This is a genomic window from Duganella phyllosphaerae (assembly GCF_001758785.1).
Lineage (GTDB): Bacteria > Pseudomonadota > Gammaproteobacteria > Burkholderiales > Burkholderiaceae_D > Rugamonas > Rugamonas phyllosphaerae.
In genome coordinates, this window is record NZ_LROM01000093.1 from 1 (window position 1) to 22,258 (window position 22,258).

Genomic DNA, 22,258 nt, shown 5'->3' on the forward strand with positions numbered 1-22,258 from the left:
GGCGTGCTACGACACCGTTCCGGTATCGTGACCGGCCATTCCGGCATCGTGCCCACTGATTCCGGTATCGTGACCAGTGATTCCGGTCACCCCATCAAACTGGGCACGATGGACCGGAATGGGTGGGCGCGATGGACCGGAATCGCTGGGCACGATGAACCGGAATCAGTGGGCACGATGGACCGAAATACCCATTGCTCATTTTTGTTGTCGGATTTGCCGCTGGCTATGCTTACGCCACGTGAAATCCACACGCCACAACCAGCGCCCCCTAGAACTAAAAGCGCGATATGCCAAAGCTGAACTGTGATGGTTTGCATGAATCCTCCTTCGATGAGTGATCGATTTTTTTTATCTCTAACGTCTGAAGGTTTGTCAATGGGGCATATTTGGCGCGTAAGGCCCCATACTGATGTCAAAGATCAAATGACCATAGTCGTCGTCACACTGATCTCACAGCGTATCGTCGAAGCAGAAGCTAATGTCGGCGTATTGGATGGGCGGCAACTTTCCGGCGCTTTGGAATCCGCTATCCTCGAAGTGGATGCTTTAACTGATGATGAGCGGCGCGGGTGCGTGGCCGAAATCGTCGGTCACCGCTTCATGACTTGGCGGCAACGAGGTCCACTTCCCTGACGCTAGACAGATCGACGCCGAGGTCATCGAATAGTGGAGGCTCCGCTCCGAGCAGACGCCGCGCGCGCTACGCCGATCTGGCGTGGGAAATCGGAAGGATTTGGAACAGGGGCCACTCTAGCGAGACTCAGATCGAGTTGCCCCACAAGCTTGGGCAACGCGCCGTCGGCGCCTACTTGGATTCGGTCAAGCTGCGCGATCCGGCCGAGCCCTTGAAGCTGATGCAAGCGTGGCAGTTTTTTGGAACCGGTGTTGGGCCTTGCGATCTCCATCAAGGACCAAGCGCTGATCGAACTCGCCAAGGCGACCGCATTCGACTTCAACCGCGCAGACCGCGCCGCCGGTCACTTGTTCCAGTGGTGGCTGATTGACGACCTCGCTTATGAACGCAAGGGTTTGCCACTGACCGACGCCGAGCGCGCCGAGCTTCTTTGCTGGCTTGAAGAACCCCTCGGCGCCTATCAGACATTACAGACCCGCAGCGCTTCGATCCGCACCATGCAATTGCATACCGCAGACAGGATCGCCCGTTGGGAAGCGAAGCTCCGTGAGCCTGAGCTGGACATCGCGACTCGGAAGGAAGCGCGAGCCGCGTTTGAGGGGTTTGCAAAGCAAGCCGATGAGATGACGACCATCGCGTTGCTCGAAGACTTCAGCGCGCGCTACCGCGACAACAATTTCGCCGGGGATGCCTCCCGCGTAGACGCGGCCGCTCACGTTCAGAGTGCTAGCCAAAGTCGGCGTTAAGCACTCCAACATTCATAAAGGTCACCTAGAAATGGCAGTTAGGTTCAGATTTTCTTCCGCAGCCGTCCAAGCAGTTTGGTCGAGGTTCATAGGAAATATTAGGGGCTACTTTGGAGGGCCAGCCAGCGGCTATCCCTTTGTATTAAAGGTCAGCACTTCGTTCACGTCAGCCCTATTGTTTTTCGCAATGGCTTTCGACTATTTCAAGATTCTTCCGGCTACGACTTTAGTATTCTGCGTATTCGTGACTATCGCCGTAAGTCTGTTCACCTGTGCTATTTTTGTCGAATCGTTTTGCCTGCCCGAAGTTAATCGATTTAAATCAGCGCAAGTCTTTGGCTTGGGTGCCATCGGATTAGTGAGCTACCTCGCTCACGGTCAAGCCGGGGAAGAGGTCAACGCAATTTTTCGGCAAGATGCCTCTGCATTTCCCTACACCACGACGGCGGCCACTGCTATGACGATCGCGAGTTGGGCATTTTGGCCAGTGATCATCGTTTATTTATTAGTCCTCGCTCATTTGATATGGAGGGTGACTAAATTTGATGAAAAGCACGCATTTGCCATGACTATGGTCATCGTCAATATGGCTTCGTTTGTGTCATTCATCGAGCATCAAACGCGGGACGATGGGAATCGAAAAGGTAATCTTTATAAAATCGCGTTGGCTATGGATTTTAACAATTATTTTAGGTGCGCCAACGCCACGGAGAGGACCAACCATGTAGCCTTTATCGGATCTGATCAAAAGAGAGCTATTGTTGCCCCAAAATTGGTAATGAGGAACAACAATCCAGCAGGGTTCAGCACTGTCGAAATTCCAGCTCACTTTCCGTTGACAACCTGCGATTAGATGATTGCGATTGCGGACCCACTATGAGTCTCTCGGAAGAGCTCTGATAAGGCCAAGCTATTGGCGCTAAGGAAATCTCGGATTGTGGCTTCCGAAATCCCAAGTGGACCGGTGAATGTATCCGCTTCGCCTGACGCTGGCTTGAATCCATGCGACAACGCAGGGAAAATCCGGCCGCGAACAACACATAGCGGCGGCCGTCAACCTTCGCCTAGTTGCCTGTTGTAATATAAAAAAAGGAAACGGCACTCCGACATGCTGGCGGCTTACACGCGCCTCGTCGAAGCAGCCCGCCGCGATCTCGCGGCGGAGTCGTTTTTGCCGGCCACGAGCCACGCTCAAGAACCCCAATGAAGAAAGCGCCCGAAGCTTGGCATGAACTCGCTCGCATATCATGTCGTCGTCCACGCGCTCGAAGGGCGCGCAGGCTGGACGCCCATCTCGCGCTTCGTCTCGACGGTTGTCCATATCATCGACGGCCACCTCCCATATCACCGCTACAACGCGGCCGGCCGCGCGCGCGCGTCCGAGGGCATGACCGAAGGCCAGATCGAGAGCTCCATCCGTGAGTTTCTTTTCACCGACCTGGCTCCCGGCGTTGGAACGATCAGCCGGCTGACAACGCCCGCCGCAGTGATCGCCGGATTCAACGCCTACAATGCTTCGGCGGGGATCGCCGTGCGGACGAACGTCTCGATGCCAAGCGAAGGCGAGAGCGCGCCTGTGGTGGCCCAGCGGAAAATGCTGGTCCGCGCCCCCGATCCAGGCCCTTGTCGCGCCGGCACCCTCGCGATGTTCGACGGACTGCTGTCCTTCGTAGGCCGCAACGCAAAGCTGGCGGCGCCGCCTCGGGCCGACCTAGGAACCGTCGCCGAGCTGCTTGGCGTGCGCGGCTCGGCCGCTGCGGAGGCCGCTTGGATTTTTGAGCGCGAGGGCTCGATGCCGGTCCCTGAGCTGGCCCGCAAGCTTGGCTGCCATCAGCGTTCATTGGAACGCAAGCTTAGAGCCGAAGGACTGACCGCCGAAGCGCTGCGCCAAGCCGCGCGCATGCTCAGGGCCGCCGACCGGCTGGGTTCGGATGACAGCCTCACAACCATCGCTGTCGAGACGGGCTTCTCGGACCTGTCGCACATGACAAGATCGTTCAAGATCTCGGCGGGCATGCAGCCGAGCGCCCTGCGCAAGTTGCTATGGGACGACGCAGGAGCCCGCGCGGCGGCCATGCCAAACGCTGGCCGGCCGCAGACTTAGCATCAAGGGCTGGCGGATAGTATCGTTCAACTGGCCCGCGTCCCCAAAATCCTATCCGTCCACTTCACGCCCGACACCGCAGGCAGGCCTAGCCACTTCAAGCACGACAGCTCCGCGTCGCCTTAATGTGCTCCCATTTTTTAAATACTGATCCGTTGTCGCATGGATTCAAGCCACGCGCGACGCGCGCATGTAATTTGCGTGTGTGGATTGCTCGCTGATATCGGCGTGCCAAGGCGGGTCCTAACTGGTTGATATCAGCGCTTGGATTTGGCGGGCTTCTTCGGCTCCAAGCGGCTTGCGAGCGTCTTGACGAAATCGACGACCAAATCACGGTCGGCTGCTTCGAGCTTGGCGAGCTGCTCGGCGATGAGCAACGCTTGATCCGGCAGCGAGTCGCTGGCGCCAAGAAGAAGATCGGCGCTGCTGCACCCGAACATTTCGCCCAGGACGACGAGGCGCTCGGCGGTGACAGAGCCCACGCCACGCTCCATTCGCGACACGGCTTCCGGTCCAATGCCGAGCAGTTCGGCGACGGATTCCTGAGTCAAACCCGCCCGTTGCCTAGCCGCGCCAATCTCATGGCCGATCGCCTTGCGCAGGAAGGCCCCGCGATCCTCGGCGTCGGTCGATGTCGCCGGCGGCTTTCCGTCGTATGTGTAGTAGTAAAACATGGGTCTCCTCAAATCAACCTGAATGGTGGATACCCGGCTAATAACTTTTAAGGACTTTAAAGGTTGAGTGTCAACCAAATTGGTTTAGTATTCGTTTTACACTGGCGCTGAACATGTGACGAAGACCTCAGAAAACTTCGGCGCCGTCCTCGAAAAATCTCATTTATAGAAAGCAAACATGAACTCACTCAGCATACGGAGCTTCATTTTCAGCTGCGCCATCCTCGCCCTGGGCGGATGCGCCGCCCAGTCCGACGGCTCGCTTGCACAGCCGAATTTTAAGGAGGCATTCAACGCCTTCGGCGCGGCGCTCAACAAGCCCGCTGGCGGCCAAGCCATGGCGCAACCCGGCCTCACGGACCAGCAGGGCTCGCAGCTTGGCAAAATGGCGGCGATCAACGCTCAGAACGTCATGGTCGAGGCACCGCGTCCGGCCGACCCGCGTTGGACGGGCAAGCGGATTGCGGACACAGCGTTGGCCGGACTGTTCACCAACCGCCCCATATCACGGCCGGGCGATTATTGGCCTCGCGTGAGCATCCGAATGCTCGACTACTCCGAGACGCTGGCGGCGTCGCAAAACATTCAATACCTGCGCCAACAACCGGGATCGGTGTCGCCGAACATGGTTCGTCCGCCAGAGTGCATCAAGTTCGACGCGGTCATCTGGTTCTCCGACAAGAAGTCGCAGAAAGTCGATGGCGTGGTCTTGTGCAATGGCGACCTCAAATTCGATGGCGAACGCCTGACAATCGGGGCGATGCGCAATTACCGGAACCTCATGGCGCCCGTATCGATCAGCTCTGAGCAACTCCGGACGGCGGGCCCCCGCGTGCCAGCAAAGCTGATCCCGCTGGAAACCCCGGAGGCCATTTCGCTTTATCAAAATGGCGGCTATCTCTTCGGCGAACTGTTCTTGCAGATGGGGTATCGCGGCCCCTTGGATGGTGACCAACGGCTCTGGTTTGTGAACCTCGCGAACAAGTGAAAAGCCGATAGGCAGATTCCACACAGCGCGCTGCTCGATGGCGCGCTTTTTGATATTTCAAAAGGAGCTAACATGGGAATGTTTCTGAGGTTCATCTTTTCGATCATCTTCGCGATGATCACGTCGTTTGCAGCCTTGCAAGCCGAAAGCTCGATCACAACATTGATCGCGCTGGCGATCGCGTTCACGCCGCTGGCGCTCACCTTCCGCACCCTAAGCGCGCGACGCGCGAAGAAGGTAGCGCTCTTCGCGGCGGCTTACGAAGCGATTGGCGTTCCTGCCGGTTCGGCGCGTTTCGCGCACCAAGAAGGCGACACCCTTATCGTGCTCAATCCGAACACTCGCAAGATATCGCTGTCGGTTAGCGGGGAGTCGAAGGTCTATGGATACGATGAGGTGCGCGAATGGGATGCGCGAAAAGTGAGCCGGACCGGGGGCGCGGTGGGTTTTGGAGGCGTGGGAACCATCGCCGCAGGCTCGCAGAACATTGCCGCGTCGATGAAAGCGGACCGTGAAACTGGCTTATTCCTCACCATGCGAGACATCGAACATCCGCAGTGGCGCGTGTCGATGTTTGACGCCAGCGACCGCGCTCGATGGGCTGAGATACTGAGGCAAGAGTTAAGCGAGGGCGGCGTCGCTGCATGACTTGCCTGCAACGCCTTACATTACAAGTTCAATAACTGAAAACACTCCCCGACTGGAAAACAAGTCAAGGCTTCCGTCGTTAGTCCAAAGAGAACTTAACAAGGAACCAGCTTAGGGAGTGCCTACGTTGAATTATTTCTCGAGACGTTTACTTTGCAGATCAAGCGCCGTTTCGATAGCACCGCAAACAACATTCAGTCTGGATTGCCATGCTTCGTCAGCGGCAGCCTCCGCAAATTTTTTGAGCTCAGCCAACACCTGCTGTTTGTTTTTATCGACGATGTCAAATGGCTGAAGGGCGTTAGCCGCATCGACCGAGAAATCATTGAACCATTTATCGTGTCGATTATGAATGTCGATGATCCATTCGTCCGGGAAAAGCCCTTCAATCGCATAGCGATCCCTGACCACTACAAAATCGCGATTGGGTTGGAATGGCACATCGATGTTCCCGAAGTATCCCTGAAGAGCTTTGCGCTCCAGGTCCCCCGCGAGGTCCCCATCGAAGAGCGTTACGCAAGCGCGTTCTTTTTGTATGAATGGATAAGCGGCGCGTAGAAATCCGCCGAGATGCTTGACTCCTGACCAATCTAAAAAGTGAGCGGACCTAAGTTTTGGCCAAGCATGCTTTTGCGTGGAGGGCAACCCAAGATACCATTGAAGCGTTTCACGATCAGTCTGGCCCTCGACGAATACATTGTGCACTCCCAGGTTGTAGAAGTCGCTGAATCGCACTCCGAGAAACTGGCGCAACCTGCTTGTTGCGTCAGTGTAGGTCTTGAAGGTTGACACCTCAGTCTGATAGCGCGCTTCCTTCACGTCTTTTGGCGCAGCTTTCTTCTTCCCGCCGTCCGCCGCCTCCTTGGGCGCTTGCCCCTCTGCTTTCTGCGGAAGAAACTGCACGCCTCGCACCTCTTGAGGATCTTGGGGGACAAAGTTCAACGCGTGTGTCGATTTCACAAGCAATGCGTTTTTTTTGAGGTCGCCCAACAATCGCAGACATGCTGAGGACAGCTCCGGGTGGAGATACGACTCTGGCTCCTCCAGCAGCCATATGACATTTTTACCCTGCTTCGCATGTTCCTTGGTGACCCACATGAACGACGCCAGCAGCGCAGTGGCTTGGATGCCCATGCCCTTGTCATACAACGGGGTCTTGGAAGGGTCTTCGAGCAAGAAATCGAAGTTCGTTAGCAGCCGTTCTAACGAATTGCCAGGGATTGTGAACGAAGTTTTTAGATTGTCCAAGCCTGCTAGTCCTAGTTGCTCGTTCAGGCTATCGGCTACATCTTTTAGGGTTTCTTGGACGGCCGCGACATGCGGCTCCAAAGCCTTGGCGGCCAACCTACGAAGGAAGGGCGCAAGCAAATCTTCATATAGCTGCCGGATGTTTTTTGCAGAGGGAACGTAGTAGACGCAAAAAGACGTGAGGACGTCCGAAACTAGCTGTTTATGGATTCGTGAATATTGGGTTTTTTTTGAGCCCTCAGTCGGCCGTTTGGTATTGGGGAAAAAGCTGTAGACTGGCGTATTTTGTTCATTAAAATAAAGCGACAAAGAAAGGTCGTTATTCTGACGTTCTGTGTCTTGAAGTTTATGCAGCTCATCAATCGCCCCGTATAAGGCTTTATCTATTCCGTCAGGGTCCCCCGAGAAAGACGCAGTGATGCTGGTCCTGTTTTGGCTCTCACCGAAAGTCAAATCCTGATCGCGGCTATAACCCAAGTTATTGTCCTGCCCAGTAAAAAGCATCTGGATGGCACGCAAAATATTTGTCTTCCCACTACTATTAGGGCCGACCAGGGTCATGCCCTTGTCAAGCGGGATGACTTGCTCTTGGCGAATTGTGCGGAAATTCCTAATCCTGATTTCTGTCAATTGCATACATGCGCCCCAGTGCTTAAAGTTTCCTGAATATAATTTATTTGTAATTTTCGGTCAATACAATGTTTCCAGTTTCCGCGAACGGCGTCGATTCAAATATTCCATAATTAGTCGGTCTGCGTTGGCAATGCCTTGAACGGCTGCTCGTGCTCCCCTGTCATGGGAGAGGTATATGAGCCTTCAAATTCCAGCGCGGCCAACACGAATCGAACGACCAACTCCCGTGTTAGACGCACGTGGTCCATTAAATTTTCCGAAGGATCTTTTGGTTCATATTGGCCTCGGTGGACGATGTGGTCGCGCGCCTGCTTTGCCTTGCCTAATGCTTCGTCAGAGATGCCATGCATAGGCACGCCCCATCGATTGGCCAAGAGATGAATCTTATCTTTTAGCGTCCTGCGGTTCAGATCATTCAGCTTGGGACGCAACACGGCCACCTCGGCATTGATGGCTTCTTCTTCCATGTTCAGGTCCTCAAGCTGGCGGCGTGCAACCGTCAAGATCTCATCGCGCAGCTTTTCAAACTGCCTCTTTGGCCGGAGCGTGAGGTCACCTGGCTGCAAATTTGTGGTGAGCAAATTTTCAAGGACGGTCATGGCCGAGGTTAGCTTTGCTTCGCGATATCCGGCAGGCATCGTGAACCATTCGATCGCGACGCCAATTTTTTTCGCGCGCCTCGGTTCAAAAAAATAGGAGGCCACGGCCTGACGAAAGATGGGCGCATAATCGAATGGCGTGAACGCTCCGGAGCCGCGCCCGTCTTGGTTGCTCACCATCCTCACCGTCAACTCCTTTCGGCCGTTCCAAATTGTCTCAACGATCGGCGCGGCTAACTGCTCACCCCGCGCGAAGGACATGACGGACCGGACGTGTTTAAACAAGGCATCCACCTTTTCCCGCCATGGTGCAAAGTCTAAGCTGTGCTCTAATCCTTCGATGACCAGCGCGCCTGTCAGCAACTGTTTTTCCGATGCCTTCAATTTCGCTGGGCCACGCAGTTCTAAGGAGCCCAAACTACAAACAGCCGAGACGATTTGAATGCTATCAAATCCACGCAAGAGCGTCTTCACACAGGGCTTAGCTACCGGTGTTCCAGGCAAGTTAATTTTGCACTCCGAACACCATAAAACGGGTTTGATGCTGGAAGGAGCAGTGTCAGAGGAGATACTTCGCAGCGAGTTGATATTGACCTTGGCGCTGTGAAATGTCGAACCGTCTCTTGCTGTGCCCGTCAGGATGAAGTTGAAAAATCGCAGGACCGTTTTTTGATCGTAAAAAGCATTTGGGATGAACTTCGTAGACACGTCCCACGGCATTCGATCCAAGACTAATTTCGCTACACCCGTCTTTGAAACTTCAACTGAAAATTTTACAGCCACGCGTTTATCTTCGAACGCTATCTCTCCGACAAACCGCTTCGGCTTCATATACCATCGATCCATTCCTACTCTCCTCAGTCAACTCAGCCATTGTAAGCGTCCTGCAAAGATGGCCAGGAATATCTTGAACACGCATTCATGTCCACCTTCATCGGTAGTTCATCATCGAGAGAATGGTTGTATTGTTCGAGGCCATGCAAAATTCTCGTGATGCCAGTATGTGTGGACTTTGTAGTCATCAGGCTGCAGCTCAAGCGTATTGAAGACGTGGCCGGCGGGCGACGGCAAGCCTGCACGAGCCGGCAATCTGCAAGCCGCTGAAGAGTTATATACCCGACGCATCGCTTCGCGGTGCAAGCGCGGTGCCCGCCAATTCGGCGGTGCGCCAGCGGTCTCACACCGCAGGCGCACCGCTTGGTTGACGTGTCAACACGTCAAGCCTTGGCTGCTTACTCGAAAGCTAAGCTCTCCATGTAGTCCGCCTCGTCGTCGCGATCGTCCGCTCGCCAACTGTCGTCCACGCCTCCATAAGCTTCGCTATTGTCTAGAATCAACCCGGCTCGGCCTGCTTTGTTGAAGGTCAGCTTTGCAAAGCAATTCAACATATTTCCGGCAAACATTCGATCGCTTTCCACATCGTGGCTGCCTTGCATTTCCCCACGCGCCTCGATGCTCCATGAGTCGCGCTCGGTCCATAGGTCCGTGGTGGCGGGTGTTTCTTCGGGAAGCTCCGGGTCGCTGTCAAAGTAGGCGTTCGTTTCAGACATCGCGGCCGACACGTCGTCCGACGACGAGATCGTGTCGATCAACGCCTCTCGACCGTATGAATCATAGAAATGGCCCAGATCTTTATATACAGGGGTGGTTGTTGAGCCTTGCATCGCGGAGATGCATGTCTGGAGGAGCAAGGGAACGGCAGTGATACCAAGCGAGTTGGCGCGCTGCTCCGCCGCAGCTTGGTTCAAGACCAGCATTTCGGCGTCGCCCAAATGGTAGTCCAATTGGTCATCGCTCTCTTCCACGACAAGGGCAGCATAAGTTTCGTAGCCAAGCATGGCAGACAAGACTTCGCTGATGTGGGAACGTTTGATGGTGTGGCCGGATGAGGCCATGAATTTCGAGACGGCATAAGCCGTCGAACTAACGAGCGTAGTCATAGGTTTCTCCAAGAGTCAAAAAATTTCCAAAGGTGTTTCGTTTCGAACGCACTGGTCGTTTTGTTGCGATCGAGCTGCCGGAAAAATTAGACGCGTGGAAGCGATGCAAGGGTGATGCAAAAACTGCCGTTTCAAGCTGACCAGAACTTAGGCGGGCGCCTTCCGAATATGGTAACTCGAAAGAGCGTCCGCCGCAATATTCATGTCAAGCCGCTTGGACTTGATGGCCTGGCGAATCAGAATTCGTCCGGCTCTTGGCTTGCGAGCTCTGATATCAGTGAGTGAAGCTCGCCAAGGCTATGTCCGATAGCGCGGATCGCGGATTCCAATCGATGGGTGTCACGCCGCCGGTCCTGAGACATGACAGCTAGTTCGTCCTCAATGGCGTCGAGCCGCGCGTCGAGCCCCGAGGCGTCGAGGTGGGCTGCGGCAGTGTCAATCGCATGCACGACGGCGTCCGTCGGCGTGGCATGTCCGCCCATTTTGTTGGCTAGCGCCCGCAAGCGCGCGAGCCTAGCGCTTGGCAGCCGCAACGTGAGCTGCGAGCGATCCCATCCTTGCTCTTCTGATTTTTCGTTCATGCCGTCTCCCTCATGGTGGTCAAACATTGACTGATGTCAGCGCGAGAGTCCTTGGCTTTTCGCCAATGCCTTGGAACGCAGGCCGACGAAGAATTTTTTAGTCGCCGCCCATGCCTGGCCTGCCGGCGATGGCGGTCCTGCTTTGTTGGGCGCGATCGGACTGGCATCAGGCGCGCCGGCATAGTCCAACGACGTGCCTTTGGGGCGGCTGCGTCGCATGCGTGAGGCTAAGGCGTCGATGATGGCATCGTGCGATTTGGGCTCGGCGTCGCTTGGAGCGTGGCTCTCATGATCGACCATGTCGAGCAGCGCGGTGTTGACGTAGAGCGTGGTCGCGAACCGCGATCGGCTCGCCGCCACATAGCTCCATTCGCGGTCCCCCATCGATGGGTTGACCAAGGCGTGCGCTGACGACAATGTGCGCCCCTGCGCCCGGTGGGTGGTCAAGGCGAAGCCCAAATCGAAGCGGCCGAAGGAGGCGGGAATATGAACGATCAAATCGCCGCGCTCGTTCGGCGCGTCCAACTCGACAGCGATCAAAGGGCCGCCAATCCGGGACATGTCGATGTCGCGGATGGCGCCCGTGAGTCCGTTGGCGACGCCGAGCGGCCTGTCGTTCTTGGTGAACACTATCCGATCCCCCGGCGCGAAGCGCCTGATGTCAGTCGTCTCATCCCGGTGAACGATCTCGACCTCGATCTCCCGCGAGGCGTCGATGTGGTTGGCGGCTATCAGTTCTTGGCGCGCGCGTTGGTTGAGCTCCGCAACCTCGGCCCGCGTGCCGGCGACGATCGCCTTATCGCGCAAGGGCGTCCGATCGGCTGACCATGCGGATATCAGCTCCGCATAGGCTTCCTCCTGGCCTGACATCAGCTTCAAGCGGCCACGGGCGTCGAGCAGCGCCAAAGCGGATTTGGCCTCGCCCGTGGCGAAGAGTTCGACCGCCTCGCGCATCCACTGGAAGTCATAACGGTCCCGCCATCGGCTGAATGCGTGGGAGAGTTTGGCGTCTGTGGAGCAGATAGCTTCGATCGCGGCGAGCCGCGCGTCCTCGGGGGTTGCCCGCAGCGCTTGGGCTTGGCCGACGGATAGCCCACCATCGCTGCGCGTGGCCCTGGCGTCGAGCCACGCCAACAGCGGCTCGAAGTCCGTGCGTTGGCGTTGGATGTTGGAGATCTCGGCCTTGCCATGTTCACGCATGAGGGCGGCGAAGATGCCCCCCGCGTCGATCGGCTGCAACTGCTTGGGGTCGCCGACGGCAACGAGCTTGGCTCCGGCGTCGAGGACCGCGTGTTGGAGGGCCGCGAACTCGCGCGAGCCCACCATGCCCGCCTCGTCAAGGAAGAGGATCGAGTTGGCGCTCAGCTTCATGCGGCCTTTCTGGAGCGATAGCAGGAGGCTCGCGATTGTGCGGGACTGGATGCCCGTCTCCCTGCCGAGGTTCTGAGCCGCCGCCGCAGACTGGCAGCAGCCCAAGACCTCAAACCCGGATTGCTTGTAGGCCGAGCCCAGCGCTTGGAGCATGGTCGTCTTGCCCGTGCCGGCCCATCCCTCCACGAAGGCATGGACGCCGGTCTCGCAAGCGACGTGCAGCGCCGCCGCGCGCTGCTGGGCAAGCGACACATCGACGCCAAGCTTCGCGCGAAGCTGCGTTTCAAGGTCGTCGAATCTCTCGCCGATGGCTTGGGCCGAGAGGCGGTGACACATGCTCGCTTTGCCAGCGCCCACCTTGGCGCTGATGTCAGCCTCCATGTCCCTGGTGGCCCTCGACGTGAACACCGGCGTCAGAAGCCCGGTGTGCCCGAGTTGGATGACATGCTCGTGCAGCATGAACCGATCAAGCTCGGCCAAGCACTCAGCTGCGCTCCAATGGCCCATCGCCTTTTCACAAATCTTGGCGAGGGCTTCCTGCGGCGTGGAACAGGACTGCGACTCCGTGAGCTCGACAAGCAACTCGGCGTGGTCGATGGCGAACGGCTCAGCCTGCTCGGGCCTGGGCGCGCGCATGGCTGCGACGGACGCGGGCGTGATCCCTATGCTTGCCGCTTTCTCCTCGAAGCGGCCAATCAGCTCCGGCAGGCTTGGCTCCGATTTTGCCGAGCGCGTGTTGAGCGCGGCGATCTCGCGTTCGGCTGGGCTCGCGCCAGCTCCGCCCCCCGCATCGCGGAGGTAATCGGCGATCTGCTTGCTTCGGGTGGATAGCGACTCGCGTTGCGCCTCGTCGATCCCCTCCAGCGTGAAATATGGCCCATCAGGAAGGATGCCGAAACCCATGCGGCGAAGGCGGTGCGCGAGTTCGGCGCGGAACAGGATGCCCGTCGCCATTTTGCGCTCGAACTGTGGCCGAAGCTCCAAGGCGCTCCATTCCTTCGAGCCGCTCCGCTTGCCGACGTTGAACATGAAGGCGTGGACGTGGAGCTGCGGGTCCAAGGCTCTGCTGGCAAAGTGCGTGTAGCAAGCGGCGATCGCGGCCTCGGCGATGCGCCTGATGCCGCCATCGCGCCCGTGGCGCGTGACCACGGCAGTCTCGGCGTATCCCAACGCCACGCGAGCGGACTGATGCAGACAATCCACCAGCGCGTCGCGCGTGGCCGAGTCGGCGCCAGCGAAGATGGCGGAGAAGTCCTTGGGCGCGGAGAAGGTCATGTCCAAGCCCATGACATGCCCGGACCCCGCGCCTTTGACGAGGGGTTCACCCGTCAAGGGATGGAATCCCTGCGCGAGGCGCTCGACCTGTTTTGCTTCTGCCGCGCCAGCGAGTCCGAGCAGACTGGCTCCGCCGCACGCCCAAAACGGCGCCGGCCCATCCGATCCGCCACCGCGCGCGTAGTCGTCGAAATCTCCGCGCTGCCGCGTGCTTGCGTTGGGGCCGCCGAGATAGTGCAGATAGCCTTGCGAGGCCTGTCCTTTCTTCGACTGGTTGGCGGTCGAGTTGATCTTCGTGATTGAGAGCATGGGGGCGCTAACGCACGCCGAATAGATCTTGGAACTCTTGGGCCAGCAAGTCAGCCGAATGGTCTTCCACGGGCGGCGGCGGAGCAAGCGCTTGGTCGAGCGCTCGAGAAAGGAAGGTGGGCAAGCTTTGGCCGGAAACTCTCCTGGCCGCCTCGATCGCCGGCGCGTGTTCGGCAAGAACTCCGACGAGGGGCATGAGGTAAATGCGAGCGAAGGCGGCGCGGCTCAGTCCGGCCGCTTTGCCGGCCCTGTCCAATGCCTCCCGTCCCCCTGGATCGAGCCGGAACAGAACGATGTCGCGCTCCTCTTTGGACCTCAAATATTCGCGCCGGTTTCGCTCGCTCTTGGACGCTTTCTTCTTTTGCTCGTCAATTGGCATGAAGGCCCTCCCTCCCATGAATGCGGGGATGGAGGGCCTTCACCAGACTGTTGGCTCAGGAACGCACGCGTCTCATGAAGTCATTCATCTCGCTATCCCGGACGGTGAGGTATCGGCGGAAAGTCTTGTATTCGGCATGGCCGACAATGTCCATCAAGTAGTTCGGGGAATAGCAATAGGGATGGAGGACCATGCGCGCAATAGCTTCATGCCTGAGGTCATGCAGGCGAAAGTCATCGATCCCGGCCCTCGCAACAATTCTGTGGAATGTGGCGGAGATGCTGCTGGGTTTGCCCAGCCGGTGGAAGACGCGTGGATCGTTTGGATCCGCGAGTTTTTTGAGAACACGCACGATCAGTATCGCCGTCGGCGAAAGCGGAACCCTGCGCGCTTTTTTGGCTTTGGTGTGCAAAGCCCAAATACGCCAGCGATCAAGGTGTCGCGCGTAGACGCGATACTGCGGCTCACTGCGATAGAGGTGTTTCCATTCGGCTTTGACGAGCTCTTGAAGTCGGGCGCCCGTCTCGATCGCGAGCCTCACGAGGAGGCGGACTTGATACCTCCTTACCCGGTCGTTTTCGCCGCCACGCTTGGCGTAGGCGCGCAACTCATTCATGAGCGCCTGCTCCTCGCCGAACTCGAGGCGACGGGCGCGCTCCACATCCCAACCCACCGGCAGGACCTTGCTGTCGAGCGCGAATTCCGGCGCCGGAACTCCAAGCTGCTTCGCGCGCCAGTTGATCGCGATTTTCACCAGCTTCAAATGCCCGACGATCGTCGATGCGACATAGGTCTTCTCGCGTCGCTGCACTCGCGTTTTCAGCATCTTCGCCATGTGTGAGCGTATCCAATGGGCGCCAAGGTTGCCGATCGTCACCATGCCGACGTGTTTGAGGACGGTGGGAATGATGAAAGCATGGCGCGGCAAGAATGAGTCGCTCTTTTTGAACAGCGCGAGGGTCGTCTGCAAGAGCTCGTCTTTGAAATTTCCACTTGGCGGCAGCGAGATGAATGGATCAAACACGCGAGCCTTTTCTTCGCGATGCCGATTCTCGCACTCCTCGATAAACCTCTCAGCTTCTGCTAACGTTGAGAACGTCTGACGAATTCTATCCAAGCCCTTCTTTCGAAAATCTGCTTGGTATGCGACGCCGTTCGGGCCGATTCGCTGGGTGATGTATTTGGGTTTCTTCTCGATCATGCTGTCTCCGTCATGTTGGTCCCGACGATGTATGCGGGCCAGTGAGGGCGGGCTCAGGGGTTGTCGCGCGGCGAGAATGATTTTTCGAAATGCCGCGCGCTGGGCCTCGGAAAAACGTTCTCGAAAATCCCCTTTGGTTTCAACGGCCTACGCGCCAGCGTTTTGCCAGATCAGAGCGCGCTGATGATCGCGGCGGGCATCAGCCTTACGCAAAAGATCGCGTTATGTAACCCACATAAATATATTTATGTAGGGTTTTGTGGGCTAAAGCGGCTGAATATGGAAAGTCCAGCCAAATTCGCTTGCCTCGCGTTGCCTCATGCCGTTCGTCGGCTTCTCTACAAGCGTTGTTTTCTCAACGTGCAATTCCCACAGCTCGCGCCGAGGTCCTTGGCGCTCCCGCGCTAAGGACCGGCTTGGCATCCGCATTCAAAGAGGGAATGTCCCCATTTGACGGAGGCGCGCATGCACGATGTCCATGATCCAGAACCATCAACCACGTCATCGCCTCCGTTGTCGGAGCCGCTTGAGTTTTCCGCTTGCATGGAGGCGGCTCGCGCAGCCCTGGTGGCCCAATACCGAATAACATCCCTCTTCTTGAAAGTGGGCCAGGTCGCCGGAATGCTCGGACTTTCGACCACGGCGATCCATGCGCAAATACGCGAGGGCCGCTTTCCCATCGCCCACCGGCGCGTGGGCAACGTCATCATGGTGAAGCTGACCGACTTCGTCGGATGGTATTGCGCGGATGCGAGCGAAACCGTTGCCTCACCGTCCCAAGTGGCCCAGTCCCAGGCGGAGGAAGAGGCACAGCAGAATCTGATTTCGCAATGCGCTGAGACGCCCAAGGAGCAGGCTGCCCGCATCAAACGCCAAGTGCTTGAATCGATGCGTCTCGACCGCGAGCGGCGAGCCGCCGCCATTCCAACGCGAGAGACTCCGTCGGAGAAAGGCGCGCGGATTCACCGCGAGGCGCTGTTGTCAGTCAGGGAAGCTCGAACGAACGGCGCCAGCTAAAAAGCAAAAAGGCCAAGCATTCAAGCTTGGCCTTTTTGACTTTGCATCAAAATCACGTCGGAGCCGCTCTGCCGACGACGATGCCATGAATGACTACTTGCGATGGATGTCCGGTCTCTGCCGGAGAGAACCTGTCGGCCAGCGGTTCAAGCGAGACGAGGTCCATGCCGACTTGCCGGAAGCGCCGGAGCGCTTGGCCTTGGCCCTCAATGAACGCGAGGACGACGTCTCCATCGCGCGGGGTGGTCTTGGCGTCCAAGAAAACGGACATTTCCAATCGCCCGTCGTTCAACAACTCCGCGTCGTCCGCATCAAGCGTCGCGCGGACCACAACCACAGCCGTCCAATCAGGTTCGGTCCCGGGCGCGGAGAAATGGGCTGAGCGTGAGAGGTCCAGGCGGTAGTCTCCCTTCGACACCTTCGAGCTTTCGCCTCGCTGATCGAAGAACTTCGCCGCTGCCTTGCGCTCCATGGCTCCAAAGCGTTTCAACACGCTCATCACTGATTTTCCGCGAGATGCGATGTCGGCCTCCACATCCTCGGGAGTCATCCCCAGCAGGTCATGGATAGCGGTCGATGCGCCGCAGGCTGCGGCTTTGGCGTATTGAGCGCCGGTTGCGTCGGTGCTGGCTTTTTTTCTGTCCATGTCATGTCCTGAATGTGTGGGGTGATTCTCGCGAAGTTTTGGCCGCGAATCAATGCGGATGAAGCGCCGCGAACGATTTAAGGCGAAACATCACGCGCTGGCGCGCCGCCGCGAACCCTTTATCGCTGAGCGCGAACGCCTGTTTCATTTCCTTCGGGGTCATGTCGGCGTAGATGCCGTTGAGCACGCGGATGGCGTCCACATCGGTTTGCAGAATTGAGCGCGCGAACTCGACGGCGGCTTGGGCGATCCGTTGCCGCTCGCGCTCCATCGCCAGCTCTTCTGTGGATGAGACAGGCTGATGGCCCATCGGCTCGGCGCCGTCCTCTTGATGTTCAATGGATTCCAAGGGAACGTTCTTGTGCTCCGCGAGTTGGCGGGATGAACTCGCCAAACTCTTCACGGAGTTGGCGAGAAACGCGGCGAGATCAACGTCGCGGGGCCAATGGCGGCGGCCATCGAGGACGCGGAAGAACACTTCATGGATCAGGTCCATGGAATCTGAATAATGCGTGCCCACAGCGCATCGGCTTGCGTATGTTTCCAACGCCAACTTTACCTTGCTGGGCAGCGCCTCGAATTCTCTGAAAAATTCTTGGGTCGTCGCGTATGTCGTCATGTGTTTCCTTGATGTGGTCGGGTGGAATGGGATTGCCCTGGTTGAGTGGAGTCGGCGCTCCCCTACGATCTTTAATGCAGTCCTGATAGCGGGTCATCAGGTTTTTTTCGCCATGCTCCCGACCAGCGGCGGCGAGAAGCAGAATCTCGTCGCCAACCTGCCGCGCGAAGCGATTCATCACGCGCCACCAAGCGGCCAGCGCCCCCATGGCGCCGAGCGTCGCCTCCATGCTCCGACCCGCGCCGACGGCCGGCCTTCTCAAGCAGGACAACCTTGGAGGCTGCATGAAGAAAACAAATCTCGATTGGGGGCAGTCGCCTCCACCCGCCCCATCCCTGTTGCGTGTGCGACCTGGCGACTGGATCGCCACGAGCTGCATTGCGGGAGCGGTCATCGGAGCATTCGCGTTGGTAGCGGTATGGAGGCCTCTGCCCGGAATGTCGCTTCCTCGCGGAGCGCTGTCCGAGCACATTGGATATTGGCTGCGCTCTGGCGCGCATGCCTTGCTTCCGAGCTTCTTCGCGGAGTCGGCGCGCTTTTATGCGGCGCATCTGGCGGGCCTTCCGAGCGCGGAAAAGGTGGGCATGGCGGCGAGATGCCTGTTCGCTTCCTGCGCCGCCGCCATGCCGGCAATCCTCCTCGCCGCGCCGATGCTTCGTCCTCGCGATGGAGTCATCCATATCCGGGGATCCTCGCGGCATGCTGGCCCCGAGGCAGTGGCGCGACTGGCAGCGAAGCTGAGAGCGCAAGCGCGCCGGCGTCCAGATCACCAGATTGCTCCGGGAGTCGATTTCCCGGCGGACCTTTGGACGCGGCACCTCCTCGTGGTCGGCGGAGTCGGCTCCGGAAAAAGCACAGCAATCAAGCCGCTGATCGACAAGATCGCGCAGGCGCGCGAGCAAATGCTGATCTTCGATCCGAAGGGGGAATTCACCTCCGGCTTCGGCGGCCCCTCACTGATTGCGCCATGGGACGCTCGCAGCCTGGCATGGGACATCGCCACGGACATGCGGAACATCCTGGACATGCGCCGATTCGCCTCGTGCATGGTCCGAGACAGCTCCGACCCCATGTGGTCCAACGCGGCCAAGCAGCTCTTGGTTGGACTTCTCGTCTATTTGAAGGGGGAGCGAGGCCATGCTTGGGGGTGGCGCGAGTTGTCCAGCCTCGTGGCGCTGCCTCAGTCCGAGTTGCTGCCCATCATGCGGCGCTGGCATCCCGAAGCCGTGAGGGCCGTCGAGAAGGCTTCGGTGACGACCGCCGGCATTCTCATCAATCTCGCCGCGTTCTGCTCGCCAATTTTTGACTTGGCCGAGGCTTGGGGCTCCGTCCCGGCCGAGCGCAGGATCAGCTTTGTTGAGTGGACGCTTGGCCGCTCGGCTTTCTCCCAAGTCGTTCTGCAAGGCCATGGATCGTATTCGGAACTGACGAAGAGCTACGTCGAGGGCATCGTCGGCATCGTGTCCGCCATCGTCAACAGCGTCGAGATGCCGGACGATCCCAAGCGCAAGATTTGGTTCATCGCCGACGAGTTCGCGCAGATGGGAAAGATCCCGGTGCGCGCATTGTTCGAGGTCGGCCGCTCGCGCGGCGTTCGCTGTGTCGTGGCGTGTCAGGATTTCGCGCAGCTCGAAGAGCTTTACGGCGCCGCCATGGTCAAAGCGCTCATCGGCATGTGCGGGTCCATCCTTGTCGGCCAGATGATGCCCGGAGAGACTGCGGAGCAGCTCTGCAAAGCCTTTGGCGCGAGGGAAGTCGAGAGGGTGAACGTATCGACATCTCACGGCGCCGGCTCGGGCCGCTCAACTTCCATTTCTTTCAGCCGCGATGAGGTGCCGCTCTACAAGCCCTCAGAGCTCGCGTCCCGGCTCGGATTGACCCCGGACGGCAAAGGCGTCGCGATGATTCTCTTCACCGGCGGCGAAGCCTATGAACTGGTTTGGCCCCACTATCGCATACGCAGCGAACGCCTCGCGCATATGCCGGCGCCTTGGCTAGAAAATACCATCGTTCCAGTGTCGGCGACTGGCGAAGGGAAAAGCGTGGAGCAACCTGTCGAGGTGGCGGACAGAGGCGCGCAGGATGAGCAGCGAGCATTGGCTTCCGATCCGTTGGTTCCGAGCGCAGTGGACATCGACTCAAATGCATCCTCAATGATAACGGCGGACGTGGCGCCAGATCAAGCAAGCTCTCCATCCCACGCGGCACCTAACGGGAAGAAACCCGGCACAAGCTCAGGCTCGTCGCAGCAAGGCATTGGCGCGACAGCGGCTACGAAAGTTCGCCCCAAAGCGAGGCCAAGTTCAGCTTTGCCATCGTTGTCGCCAAAGGGCTCACAGCCACCGCCGTCACAGCGCGCCGCCTCCACCTCGACGGTTCACAGCGCGAGCGACGCCGCCGCCATCGAGTTGGCCGAATTGGAGGCCATGTTTGATGGCGTTGACGCGTCGCGATTTGATGAGCTGAACAATGAGGACGGTGAGCGCGGCGAGGCCAATGATGATCCACTTGCAGACGCGGTTCTTGAATCATCGCTGCATGCGGCAGGCATCGATGGCTTGGCCGGCGCTTCACTGGTGGGGCAAGTCGCCGATGCCTTGTTTGATGGCGGAGCGCCAGCCAGCGCCACGCGCGCGCGCCGAACACTGAAAGCGCGCTTGGCCGGAGCGCGTCGGACATCGACGAGAAATGTTGATCCCGAGCGCGGAGACGACGTGGGTCAATAGCCCGGCGCGTGAGGTGGCTATCCAAGCGGCCCCTCACAGGGCCGCTTTTTCCATCACAAGGCTCAACATTTGAGCGCTTTCTAACTTGTCCATTGGCGGCCCGCATTCAAGTTTGAGGCCGAATTCTTCCGGCACAACATCAAAGGGGAGCGCATGCAAAAAAACCGAGCCGCGAACGACGAGATGAGCAAATTGACGGCGCCAAAAGAGAGGGCAAGCGAGCCCGGAGAGGCGCAGGTCGAATTCGAAATCGCGATTGATCCTGGCCCAGACTTCGATTCCGAGGGGTGGGTGGAGCAACGCGATTACTGGTCTGAGCAAGCGCGATCCAAGAAGCCGACGGCCATCCAACGTTGGGTTGCTGCGCTGCGCGCCATCTTGGCCAGACTCAGCCCTACGTCGTCTGCGCGTCGTCGAGCGCGCCTCGCGCAGGAGACGGAATTTAGCCATGAGGACTGGGCGCGGCTTTCGGAGTCTGCGCTGGGGCCTCTTCATCCTGTCCGCTCTGAAATCCAACGCAGCCTCGTGCCGAGCTCCACGCTCGACCATGCCGCCTTGCCAGCCGCATGGCTAGCGGCGACGCGTCGGAGCGACACCACGCGGCAGACGACCAACGATGCACAGCAAAGACCCGGCATCCCACCTCAAACGATGGAATACGCAAAGCAAAGTCCTGCGACCGGGGCCGGGAGTGGCGATGAGCAACCCGAACAATCCTTGCAAACCATGCTCCCACTGGAACTCGTTGCCGCTCTCGACGCGCTGCCTGCTCGGAACAAGCGCCGGCCTCGCCCATGACTTTTGATCCACGTGGATGCGAGCATGTTCGTCACGGCCTGGCAACGGATCCAGGCCGTTATTTTATGACGCGAGAACGGAGGAACGATGAAAAAAAATGAGGATGCCCAAACAAGGGTGGATTTGAAGTCCGAGGTGGCGCTTACGCTCATTGCGGCGATGGAAAATGGTCAGACGCCTTGGCAGAAGCCTTGGGCGGCGCAGTCGCTGCGGCCAGTGAACGCAACGACAGGCAACGCTTACCGGGGCGTCAACCGTCTCCTGCTGGCCCTGTCCGGCAAGCTTGATCCCGAGGGACGGGCAGATCCGCGCTTCGCCACCTACCAGCAAGCCCAGGCCAATGGCTGGCAGGTGCGCCGGGGAGAGAAAGGCATTCCGATCGTGAAGGTGGTTGAGGTCGCTCGGGGCGGCGATGGCTCCCAAGCTGGCGGCGCAAGCAGCGGTCGAGGCGCTTCAGCTGGCAGCGCGGCAAGCGGTGGATCGGGCGGCTCGGAACCGGCGCAGGAGCGCAAGACGTTCGCCCTGCGCCGGTATGTGGTCTTCAATGCTCAGCAAATGGACGGCGTCCCCGAGCTAACGGCGCCGGCTGAGAAGCCTTTCGATCCCGTGTCGCGCGCGGAGGCCGTGATCCAGGCACTCAAAGAGAAGACTGGGCTTCTGGTGGTCCACGGTGGAAACCAAGCAAGCTACTCGCCCTCGCTCGACGAGGTCAGGCTGCCGACGAAGAAGTCGTTCGCCAGCGTCTATGACTACTATGCGACCGCCATGCATGAAGGCGCGCACAGCACGCTTCACAAGAAGCGCATGGACAGGCAAGAGGCCATCGCGAAGCGGTGGGGCGATCAGGCCTACGCGGTCGAAGAGCTGCGCGCGGAGATTTGCTCGGCCATCTTGGCGGCGGAGACCGGCGTGCCGATGGGGCAGGCGCACATTGACAACCACGCGGCCTACCTCCAGCACTGGATCAAGGTGGTAGCGGCCGACCCCATGGCGATCTTCTCAGCGGCCAAGGACGCCGAGCTCATGGCGGATTACATGTTGGGGCTGGAGAAGCAAATGAGCGCCTTGGACACCCACAAGGAATGGATTCAAGACTACGACCACGCGCTGGAGAAATGA

Annotated in this window: 21 protein-coding genes; 9 read left to right on the top strand and 12 right to left on the bottom strand. The window is 58.6% G+C overall.

Annotated elements, in window-relative coordinates:
- The first annotated feature begins 318 nt into the window (after positions 1–318).
- From DUPY_RS27955 to DUPY_RS16225, 4 genes are all read left to right on the top strand, one after another.
- Complete coding sequence (locus DUPY_RS27955) at positions 319–636, top strand: hypothetical protein (protein ID WP_141749567.1); 318 nt, start codon at positions 319–321, stop codon at positions 634–636.
- Positions 637–888: 252 nt separating this feature from the next.
- Positions 889–1,383, top strand: a complete 495-nt coding sequence (locus tag DUPY_RS16215) for a hypothetical protein (protein ID WP_070249439.1) — start codon at positions 889–891, stop codon at positions 1,381–1,383.
- A 244-nt stretch (positions 1,384–1,627) separates the two neighbouring features.
- Positions 1,628–2,236, top strand: a complete 609-nt coding sequence (locus DUPY_RS16220; RefSeq protein WP_141749568.1) for a hypothetical protein — start codon at positions 1,628–1,630, stop codon at positions 2,234–2,236.
- A gap of 375 nt (positions 2,237–2,611) precedes the next feature.
- Complete coding sequence (locus DUPY_RS16225; RefSeq protein ID WP_070249441.1) at positions 2,612–3,487, top strand: helix-turn-helix domain-containing protein; 876 nt, start codon at positions 2,612–2,614, stop codon at positions 3,485–3,487.
- Positions 3,488–3,744: 257 nt separating this feature from the next.
- Here the strand turns inward: DUPY_RS16225 and DUPY_RS16230 are convergent, their stop codons facing one another.
- Entirely contained in the window at positions 3,745–4,161 is a 417-nt protein-coding gene (locus tag DUPY_RS16230) for a helix-turn-helix domain-containing protein (protein ID WP_084640746.1), read from the bottom strand.
- A gap of 178 nt (positions 4,162–4,339) precedes the next feature.
- On the opposite strand from DUPY_RS16230, the gene DUPY_RS16235 reads away from it, so the two are divergent.
- Both DUPY_RS16235 and DUPY_RS16240 read left to right on the top strand, forming a co-directional pair.
- On the top strand, positions 4,340–5,149 hold the full coding sequence (locus DUPY_RS16235) for a hypothetical protein (RefSeq protein ID WP_070249442.1): 810 nt from the start codon (positions 4,340–4,342) through the stop codon (positions 5,147–5,149).
- 72 nt (positions 5,150–5,221) lie between these two features.
- The gene (locus DUPY_RS16240; protein WP_070249443.1) at positions 5,222–5,797 is read left to right on the top strand and encodes a DUF4755 domain-containing protein; all 576 of its coding nucleotides are present in this window, start codon (positions 5,222–5,224) and stop codon (positions 5,795–5,797) included.
- 132 nt (positions 5,798–5,929) lie between these two features.
- Here DUPY_RS16240 and DUPY_RS16245 read toward each other — a convergent pair whose 3' ends face one another.
- From DUPY_RS16245 to DUPY_RS16275, 7 genes are all read right to left on the bottom strand, one after another.
- A complete protein-coding gene (locus DUPY_RS16245) occupies positions 5,930–7,681 on the bottom strand; it encodes an ATP-dependent nuclease (RefSeq protein ID WP_070249444.1) in 1,752 nt (583 codons plus the stop codon).
- Positions 7,682–7,788: 107 nt separating this feature from the next.
- Positions 7,789–9,123 carry a hypothetical protein gene (locus tag DUPY_RS27960; protein ID WP_167359075.1) on the bottom strand — a complete coding sequence of 445 codons (1,335 nt, stop codon included), beginning with the start codon at positions 9,121–9,123 and terminating at the stop codon, positions 7,789–7,791.
- Positions 9,124–9,509: 386 nt separating this feature from the next.
- Positions 9,510–10,217, bottom strand: coding sequence for a hypothetical protein (locus DUPY_RS16255; protein WP_070249446.1), 708 nt, complete (start codon positions 10,215–10,217; stop codon positions 9,510–9,512).
- Between the two features lie 236 nt (positions 10,218–10,453).
- Positions 10,454–10,798 (bottom strand): hypothetical protein, encoded by a 345-nt coding sequence (locus DUPY_RS16260; protein WP_141749570.1) that lies wholly within the window; start codon positions 10,796–10,798, stop codon positions 10,454–10,456.
- 36 nt (positions 10,799–10,834) lie between these two features.
- Positions 10,835–13,753 carry a MobF family relaxase gene (gene mobF, locus DUPY_RS16265; protein ID WP_070249448.1) on the bottom strand — a complete coding sequence of 973 codons (2,919 nt, stop codon included), beginning with the start codon at positions 13,751–13,753 and terminating at the stop codon, positions 10,835–10,837.
- 7 nt (positions 13,754–13,760) lie between these two features.
- Complete coding sequence (locus DUPY_RS16270) at positions 13,761–14,132, bottom strand: hypothetical protein (RefSeq protein ID WP_141749571.1); 372 nt, start codon at positions 14,130–14,132, stop codon at positions 13,761–13,763.
- Positions 14,133–14,187: 55 nt separating this feature from the next.
- Positions 14,188–15,333 (bottom strand): site-specific integrase, encoded by a 1,146-nt coding sequence (locus tag DUPY_RS16275; RefSeq protein WP_070249450.1) that lies wholly within the window; start codon positions 15,331–15,333, stop codon positions 14,188–14,190.
- Positions 15,334–15,798: 465 nt separating this feature from the next.
- Between DUPY_RS16275 and DUPY_RS16280 the strand changes: the two genes are divergently transcribed.
- Positions 15,799–16,350, top strand: coding sequence for a helix-turn-helix domain-containing protein (locus DUPY_RS16280; RefSeq protein WP_141749572.1), 552 nt, complete (start codon positions 15,799–15,801; stop codon positions 16,348–16,350).
- 52 nt (positions 16,351–16,402) lie between these two features.
- Here DUPY_RS16280 and DUPY_RS16285 read toward each other — a convergent pair whose 3' ends face one another.
- From DUPY_RS16285 to DUPY_RS27965, 3 genes are read right to left on the bottom strand one after another with little or no spacing between them, the layout of a single operon-like run.
- The gene (locus DUPY_RS16285) at positions 16,403–16,996 is read right to left on the bottom strand and encodes a LexA family transcriptional regulator (RefSeq protein ID WP_070249452.1); all 594 of its coding nucleotides are present in this window, start codon (positions 16,994–16,996) and stop codon (positions 16,403–16,405) included.
- A gap of 49 nt (positions 16,997–17,045) precedes the next feature.
- Positions 17,046–17,492 carry a hypothetical protein gene (locus tag DUPY_RS16290; RefSeq protein ID WP_141749573.1) on the bottom strand — a complete coding sequence of 149 codons (447 nt, stop codon included), beginning with the start codon at positions 17,490–17,492 and terminating at the stop codon, positions 17,046–17,048.
- A complete protein-coding gene (locus DUPY_RS27965) occupies positions 17,476–17,844 on the bottom strand; it encodes a hypothetical protein (RefSeq protein WP_141749574.1) in 369 nt (122 codons plus the stop codon). Before DUPY_RS27965 ends, DUPY_RS16290 begins: the two co-directional genes overlap by 17 nt.
- 55 nt (positions 17,845–17,899) lie before the next feature.
- Here DUPY_RS27965 and DUPY_RS16295 point away from each other — a divergent pair, with 55 nt between their 5' ends.
- Entirely contained in the window at positions 17,900–20,341 is a 2,442-nt protein-coding gene (locus DUPY_RS16295) for a type IV secretion system DNA-binding domain-containing protein (protein WP_229255396.1), read from the top strand.
- A gap of 33 nt (positions 20,342–20,374) precedes the next feature.
- Here the strand turns inward: DUPY_RS16295 and DUPY_RS27970 are convergent, their stop codons facing one another.
- Complete coding sequence (locus DUPY_RS27970; protein ID WP_141749575.1) at positions 20,375–20,791, bottom strand: hypothetical protein; 417 nt, start codon at positions 20,789–20,791, stop codon at positions 20,375–20,377.
- Between the two features lie 435 nt (positions 20,792–21,226).
- Here DUPY_RS27970 and DUPY_RS16305 point away from each other — a divergent pair, with 435 nt between their 5' ends.
- Complete coding sequence (locus DUPY_RS16305; protein ID WP_070249456.1) at positions 21,227–22,258, top strand: ArdC family protein; 1,032 nt, start codon at positions 21,227–21,229, stop codon at positions 22,256–22,258.

Coding starts and splice junctions, on each gene's coding strand:
- DUPY_RS16225 (WP_070249441.1), top strand. CDS start 2,612: ATGAACTCGCTCGCATATCATGTCGTCGTCCACGCGCTCGAAGGGCGC.
- DUPY_RS16295 (WP_229255396.1), top strand. CDS start 17,900: ATGAAGAAAACAAATCTCGATTGGGGGCAGTCGCCTCCACCCGCCCCA.
- DUPY_RS16230 (WP_084640746.1), bottom strand. CDS start 4,161: ATGTTTTACTACTACACATACGACGGAAAGCCGCCGGCGACATCGACC.
- DUPY_RS16245 (WP_070249444.1), bottom strand. CDS start 7,681: ATGCAATTGACAGAAATCAGGATTAGGAATTTCCGCACAATTCGCCAA.
- DUPY_RS27955 (WP_141749567.1), top strand. CDS start 319: ATGAATCCTCCTTCGATGAGTGATCGATTTTTTTTATCTCTAACGTCT.
- DUPY_RS16290 (WP_141749573.1), bottom strand. CDS start 17,492: ATGGACCTGATCCATGAAGTGTTCTTCCGCGTCCTCGATGGCCGCCGC.
- DUPY_RS16255 (WP_070249446.1), bottom strand. CDS start 10,217: ATGACTACGCTCGTTAGTTCGACGGCTTATGCCGTCTCGAAATTCATG.
- mobF (WP_070249448.1), bottom strand. CDS start 13,753: ATGCTCTCAATCACGAAGATCAACTCGACCGCCAACCAGTCGAAGAAA.
- DUPY_RS16275 (WP_070249450.1), bottom strand. CDS start 15,333: ATGATCGAGAAGAAACCCAAATACATCACCCAGCGAATCGGCCCGAAC.
- DUPY_RS16305 (WP_070249456.1), top strand. CDS start 21,227: ATGAAAAAAAATGAGGATGCCCAAACAAGGGTGGATTTGAAGTCCGAG.
- DUPY_RS16280 (WP_141749572.1), top strand. CDS start 15,799: ATGCACGATGTCCATGATCCAGAACCATCAACCACGTCATCGCCTCCG.
- DUPY_RS16235 (WP_070249442.1), top strand. CDS start 4,340: ATGAACTCACTCAGCATACGGAGCTTCATTTTCAGCTGCGCCATCCTC.
- DUPY_RS27960 (WP_167359075.1), bottom strand. CDS start 9,123: ATGGATCGATGGTATATGAAGCCGAAGCGGTTTGTCGGAGAGATAGCG.
- DUPY_RS16285 (WP_070249452.1), bottom strand. CDS start 16,996: ATGGACAGAAAAAAAGCCAGCACCGACGCAACCGGCGCTCAATACGCC.
- DUPY_RS16240 (WP_070249443.1), top strand. CDS start 5,222: ATGGGAATGTTTCTGAGGTTCATCTTTTCGATCATCTTCGCGATGATC.
- DUPY_RS27965 (WP_141749574.1), bottom strand. CDS start 17,844: ATGGAGGCGACGCTCGGCGCCATGGGGGCGCTGGCCGCTTGGTGGCGC.
- DUPY_RS16270 (WP_141749571.1), bottom strand. CDS start 14,132: ATGCCAATTGACGAGCAAAAGAAGAAAGCGTCCAAGAGCGAGCGAAAC.
- DUPY_RS16260 (WP_141749570.1), bottom strand. CDS start 10,798: ATGAACGAAAAATCAGAAGAGCAAGGATGGGATCGCTCGCAGCTCACG.
- DUPY_RS27970 (WP_141749575.1), bottom strand. CDS start 20,791: ATGGCTAAATTCCGTCTCCTGCGCGAGGCGCGCTCGACGACGCGCAGA.